This is a genomic window from Pontibacterium sp., from assembly GCF_041587635.1.
In the GTDB taxonomy this organism is placed as follows: domain Bacteria; phylum Pseudomonadota; class Gammaproteobacteria; order Pseudomonadales; family Balneatricaceae; genus Pontibacterium.
On the sequence record NZ_JBFGYC010000234.1, the window covers coordinates 1 to 5,919 of the forward strand.

At 48.9% G+C, this 5,919-nt stretch carries 4 protein-coding genes and 1 pseudogene; 4 read left to right on the forward strand and 1 reads right to left on the reverse strand.

Annotation, left to right across the window (positions count from 1 at the left end; genetic code table 11):
* Positions 1–1,012 (reverse strand): annotated as a pseudogene (locus ABYW01_RS12140) (hybrid sensor histidine kinase/response regulator); the annotation flags it as partial.
* 275 nt (positions 1,013–1,287) lie between these two features.
* Between ABYW01_RS12140 and ABYW01_RS12145 the strand changes: the two are divergent.
* The 4 genes from ABYW01_RS12145 to ABYW01_RS12160 all read left to right on the forward strand — a co-directional run.
* Complete coding sequence (locus tag ABYW01_RS12145; RefSeq protein WP_372832999.1) at positions 1,288–1,548, forward strand: DUF4212 domain-containing protein; 261 nt, start codon at positions 1,288–1,290, stop codon at positions 1,546–1,548.
* A 36-nt stretch (positions 1,549–1,584) separates the two neighbouring features.
* The gene (locus ABYW01_RS12150) at positions 1,585–3,393 is read left to right on the forward strand and encodes a sodium:solute symporter family protein (protein ID WP_372833001.1); all 1,809 of its coding nucleotides are present in this window, start codon (positions 1,585–1,587) and stop codon (positions 3,391–3,393) included.
* Positions 3,394–3,474: 81 nt separating this feature from the next.
* Positions 3,475–5,307, forward strand: a complete 1,833-nt coding sequence (locus tag ABYW01_RS12155) for a putative nucleotidyltransferase substrate binding domain-containing protein (protein WP_372833003.1) — start codon at positions 3,475–3,477, stop codon at positions 5,305–5,307.
* Between the two features lie 3 nt (positions 5,308–5,310).
* Positions 5,311–5,919 (forward strand): 3'-5' exonuclease (locus tag ABYW01_RS12160; RefSeq protein ID WP_372833006.1); only part of this gene is annotated, 609 nt, incomplete at its 3' end.

Here is a 5,919-nt window from a genome sequence, read left to right on the forward strand (position 1 = left end):
CCGCAGACAGTCCACCGATAAATGCGAAGGTGGCGAGATTAAAGTGACCCTCGGCCAACGGAAGCATTAACACAAAGGTGTCGGCATCAACCGCACTATACTCGTCGAAGTAGGTGAGTCCGGCTGTTGAGATGGGTAGTACAAATATGGCCAGCAGAGCCATATATAGTGGAAACAGCCAGCGAGCGAGTTTCAGGTTGTTGATATCGCTGGTTTCGACAATGGTTACCTGAAACTGCCGGGGTAGGCAGATGACAGCTGCGCAGGCTAATACAGTCTCGACTAAGAAACTATCCTGAAGAATAGAATGAAAATTCTGATTTTGTGCCAGCTGGTGGCTGATGCTGGCAATCAGAGGCGCCGGGCCGTCAAAGATCTCATATGTGACAAAGACACCGACTGCGATGAACGCTGTGAGCTTAATGATGGACTCGAACGCGACGGCCAATACCAGACCATCATGGTGTTCGGTGGCGTCTATATGTCGGGTACCAAACAGAATGGCAAATACCGCCATCAGCATCGCCACAAAAAGGGCGGTATCGCTGCCCTTACCCAAGGAGGTCTCGCTGCCGGCGGTGATCGCGCTAAAACTGATGGCGACGGCTTTGAGCTGCATCGCGATATAAGGGATGGTGCCCAGAACCGCAATAACGGTGACCAGCACCGCCAGTAACTGACTTTTCCCGTAACGGGAGGAGATGAAATCGGAGATTGAGGTGATGTTCTGTTGCTTACTGACCAGAACGATCTTTTCAATCACCTGCCAGCCCAGCATAAATACCAGGATTGGGCCTAAATAAGTGGCAAGAAACTCCCAGCCATTGGTTGATGCCCGTCCAACCGCACCATAAAAAGTCCATGAGGAGCAGTACACCGCAAGAGACAGGGCGTAAATGACCTGCTTGCCGATACGGTTAGGGGTGGTGGCCTTGTCTCCGTAATAGGCGATGGCGAATAGCAGTCCGACATACGCCAGCGAGATCATGATAACTGTCCAGCCTGACAACATGATGTGCCCGCTCCTTGATAAGAATATGAAAGTTCTAGTTTACTCTTTCTGTAAAGGAACCCAAATCCTGCCTTATACCTTTGTATAGAACTTTGAACTCAAAGGTCTTTTTTGAAATCGCTGCAGCCCTTGAACTACGGGGCGTAGCCGAAATTTTGCTATATAAATCAAGTACTACGATCAGACTAAAGTCGGGCTTTGATTGGGACAGTGCTCTGATAATCTCTACTCTGTCTTTAGTTTCACCTATTCATAAAAAAAATAAGGATGGTGCAATGTCTATCAGCCCTGAACAGGCGCAAGCGTACTGGAAAGAAAACTTGCGCATAATATACACCTATCTTGCGGTGTGGTTCGTAGTCTCTTATGGCTGCGGAATCCTGTTTGTCGAACAGCTTGATGCGATCCAGTTCTTTGGATTCCCACTAGGCTTCTGGTTTGGTCAGCAGGGATCAATCTTCGTCTTCGTTGTCTTGATCTGGATGTATGTTGCATCTATGAACAAGCTTGACGAAAAGTATGACGTTCACGAATAACAACAATAAAAATAATCTAGTAAGGACGGCATTGTTATGAGTCTCGATTTACTTACTTACCTCTTTATCGGTGGTTCGTTTGCGCTTTATATCGGTATTGCGATTTGGGCGCGTGCAGGATCTACCAAAGAGTTCTACGTAGCAGGCGGTGGTGTACCACCAATCGCTAACGGCATGGCAACTGCAGCTGACTGGATGTCTGCAGCTTCCTTTATCTCCCTGGCTGGTCTGATCTCCTTCGTCGGCCGTGATGGTTCTGCCTATCTGATGGGTTGGACTGGTGGTTACGTACTGTTGGCGCTGCTGCTGGCACCTTACCTGCGTAAGTTTGGTAAGTTCACCGTGCCAGATTTTGTAGGCGACCGTTACGGTTCAAGCACTGCGCGTATCATCGCCGTTGTTTGTACTATCGTAATCTCCTTCACTTACGTAGCTGGTCAGATGCGTGGTGTTGGTATCGTATTCTCCCGTTACCTGCACGTTGACATCAACACGGGTGTAATCGTGGGTATGGCGATCGTATTCTTCTACGCTGTACTGGGTGGTATGAAAGGTATTACCTATACACAGGTTGCACAGTACTGCGTACTGATCCTGGCGTTCACCGTTCCAGCATTCTTCCTGTCTGCTCAGATTACTGGTCACTTCCTGCCTCAGTTCGGTCTGGGTGCGACTCTGGAAAGCGGTCAGTCTGTATTGGCAACGCTGGATCAGCTCTCGGTTGATCTGGGCTTCTCCCAGTACACCTCAGGTAAGAAATCAACGATTGATATCTTCTTCCTGACCGTAGCACTGATGTGTGGTACTGCTGGTCTGCCTCACGTAATCGTACGTTTCTTCACTGTACCTCGCGTAAAAGATGCGCGTACTACGGGTGGTTACGCACTGATCTTCATCGCGCTGCTGTACACTGCGGTACCGGGTGTTGCTGGTTTCGGTCGTGTAAACCTGATCCAGGAAGTAAACGGTCCACAGAACACGGGTACTGCTTACGCTGAAATGCCTTCTTGGTTTAAGAACTGGGAAAATGCTGGTCTGCTGGCATGGAACGACCGTAACGGTGACGGCATTGTTCAGTACGCTGCTGGCGCTGCGTTCGATGCGAAGAAAGGTAAGCCTGCATTTATCGATGAGCGCGGTGAGCACGGTCAGCGCATGACCTCTAACGGCAAAACTGATGCTTCTTTCGATGCTGCTAAACAGCCATTCGCAAACGAAGTATACGTAGACCGCGATATCATGGTGCTGGCTAACCCAGAGATCGCTCAGCTTCCAGGTTGGGTAATTGCCTTGGTAGCAGCGGGTGCGGTTGCAGCGGCACTGTCCACTGCGGCAGGTCTGCTGTTGGTGATCTCCACTGCAATCTCGCATGACTTGATGAAGAAGACCATCAACCCGAATATCTCTGATAAGCAGGAGTTGATGTACGCTCGTATGGCTGCGGTGGTAGCCATCTGTATTGCAGGTTACTTCGGTATCAACCCTCCTGGCTTCGTAGCTCAGGTAGTGGCGTTGGCATTCGGTATCGCGTGTGCGTCCGTATTCCCAACCCTGATGCTGGGTATCTTCTACAAGCGTATGAACACTCAGGGTGCGATCGCAGGTATGCTGGTAGGTCTGGTATCTACTGTTGGCTACATGTGGTACTTCGTATTCGGTGGCGGCAACTCTGCTGACTACTTCATGGGTATCTCCCCAGGTGGTTTCGGTACTGTTGGTATGATTCTGCACTTCATCGTTGCATACGTTGTTGCACAGATGACTCCTCCTCCTTCAGAGGAAATGCAGCATATCGTAGAAGACCTGCGTATCCCTCGCGGTGCTGGTGTTGCTCACGATCACTAATAGCCTGAGATAGTATCTTCTTAAGGCACACCAGCGCGAGTTGGTGTGCCTTTTTCATTTATATGTTGGGAGAAAATGGATATGCCTTCATCTTTTAATATGGACAACATGCCGTTCAGCCTGTTGGACGAGCGAGAGAGTAACCTGCTGCGCCAGAATCTGGATATCGGGTACTATCAGAAAGGTGAGGTGCTGTTAGCCGCGGGGGCTGAGCCGGAAGGGGTGTTTATCATCCTGAAAGGGCGCGTGAGCGAAAGCGAAGCGGTGGAAGAAGGTCAGTCTGATCAGCAGCATCATGTATTTGTGCATTACACCAATGAAGATTATTTTGGTGCCTGGTCGGCTATTCGTGGTAAAGCGATTCATAACTTTATTGCTGAAGAGGAAACGATCTGTCATATCCTGCCCACCAAGATCCTTTTGGATCTGATGTCTTCAAATAATCTTTTTGCAGACTATTTTCAGCAAAATCTCTCGGCAAAATCTGAAATTGTTGCCCAGCATGGCGGCGATCAGGACATGGCTGAATTTATGCTCGCTAAAGTGTCCAGTGGAGTCATTCGTGAGCCACTGATCATACTGGAAGGTACGAGTATTGATGAGGCAACCCGTTTAATGCGGGAAAAGAAAGCGGATTGCATGTTGATAAAAAGAGGAAGTCGTTACGGTATTGTGACGGGGACCGATCTATTAGATGCAATCGTGGTCAATCGTATTTCGCTGGATGGTGATATCGCTGATGTGGCGAGCTACCGGCTGATTACTATTGAACCAGAAGACTATATGTTTAATGCCCTGATTATCATGACGCAGCAACATATCGAGCGTGTCGTGGTTATGAAGGGGGATCAGCTTGAAGGGATTGTCGAGCTGACCGATGTCTTGAGTTACTTCTCCAGCCATTCGCATGTGATTGGATTGCGTATTGAGCGTGCTCAGACGATCGAAGATCTGCATGAAGCAGCGCAAGGTCTGGATGACCTGATCAAAGCGTTGGTTTCGCACGGTGTGAAAACGCGCTTTGCAATGGATCTGTTGGCCGCCATGAATGGCCGCATTATGGCTAAGCTGTTCGATATAATGATTCCTGCTGATATGCAGCCGCACGTATGCTTAGTGGTGATGGGGTCTGAGGGGCGCGGCGAGCAGATCATGAAGACCGATCAGGACAATGCGATTATCCACCGTGATGGTCTGGTATGGCCGGAGATGCAGGACAGACTGAATGAGTTCAGCAAGACGCTTATTGAGTTCGGTTTCCCGCCTTGCCCAGGCAATATCATGGTCTCCAACCCTGAATGGGTGAAATCGCTGGGTGACTGGACACAGATGCTGGGTGACTGGGCCGAGAAGTGCGATGGCGAAGCGCTGATGAACCTGGCGATAGCGGTGGATGCCAAGCCAGTGGCGGGTAATCCTGCGATCTTCAAGGCGAGCCGTAACTGGTTTATGCGTTATCTTCGCAATAATGATGTATTTTTCTCCCACTTCGCGCGTGCGACTATCGAATTTGATACGCCTCTGACCTTCTTTGGGAATCTCAAAGAGAAGGGGCAATTGGATATTAAGAAAGGTGGGATCTTCCCGATTGTACATGGCGTGCGTACTCTGGCTCTTGAGCATAAGGTGAAAGCCACTAATACCTTTCAGCGAATAGAGGCGTTGGTTGAGTTAGGGGAAATGCAGGATAAGCACGGTCGTGAAATGACTGAGGCGCTGAGTCTGTTTATTCAGTTACGTTTACGTCAGCAAATTAAGCGTATGGATCAGTCTGATAGTGGCGTAGACCAAACGCCTAATATCATTGAGCTGGCCTGTTTGGATAAAATGGAACGAGACCTCTTGCGTGATGCCTTGCATATCGTGAAAGGATTTAAGAAACATTTGACCCTACGCTACCACCTTGGGAGCTAAGCGATGATTATCCCAAGAACGATAAGAAGAATAAAAGAACGTTACGATCATAAGGGAGGGCCGTACGCTCATCTCTTCGAATCCTATGACGGTGATGAGATCGTGTCGCTGGATTGTGAGACAACCAGCTTGGACGTAAAACAGGGCGAGATACTATCAATTGGCGCGGTTAAGATTAAAGGTAACCGTGTGATGACCAGTGATCGTCTGGATATTAAGCTGAAAGCGCCCGAATCGCTGACCGGTGATTCAATCAAGATTCACAAAATTCGCGCCAGTGATCTGAGTGAAGGGATTGAGCTGGAAGATGCGCTGGAGCAGGTGCTGGATTTTGTCGGTAACCGCCCAATTTTAGGCTATTACGTTAACTACGATATTCGTATGCTAGATAAATTCATTCGCCCGAAATACGGTTTTAGTCTGCCTAATAAGGCGGTTGAGCTGTCTCATGTTTATCATGACATCATAAAGTGGCGATTTGTTGGCGGGAATGTGGATCTGCGATTTGATACGATCTCCGAGTCACTTGATATTCCAATGCTTGAGCGCCATACAGCGTTAGGTGATGCGATTACCGTTGCGCTGATGTATGTTCGCCTGAAACACGGTGAG